Origin of the sequence: Sphingomonas sp. 10B4 (assembly GCF_035019905.1) — a bacterium.
In the GTDB taxonomy this organism is placed as follows: Bacteria; Pseudomonadota; Alphaproteobacteria; order Sphingomonadales; family Sphingomonadaceae; genus Sphingomonas; species Sphingomonas glacialis.
This window is the reverse complement of sequence record NZ_JASJVC010000346.1, coordinates 1-233: the sequence shown is the minus strand read 5'-3', so window position 1 is coordinate 233 and position 233 is coordinate 1. Positions and strand designations below refer to the sequence as shown.

1 protein-coding gene is annotated in these 233 nt (G+C 53.2%); it reads left to right on the top strand.

All coding sequences use genetic code 11. From position 1 onward, the window contains the following. Positions 1-214, top strand: a 214-nt coding sequence (locus QN347_RS20060; RefSeq protein ID WP_323494439.1) for a UvrD-helicase domain-containing protein, incomplete at its 5' end; no start/stop codon positions are given. Between the last annotated feature and the right edge of the window lie 19 nt (positions 215-233).

Genomic DNA, 233 nt, shown 5'->3' with positions numbered 1-233 from the left:
GCAATATGCAATTTTTGATGCGCTGTATCAGGTGCAAAGCAATCTGCCCGAGTTGGGCTTATTCCTGATCGGCGACCCGAAACAATCGATTTACGGCTTTCGTGGTGCCGACATCCATAGTTATTTGGCGGCGCGCCGTGCTTGCAGCGGACGGCATTATCTGCGGCCGCCGTTAATCAATTGTTTCTGTATGCCGAACAACAGTCCGGTTTGAGCGCTCATCAGGCCGGTGC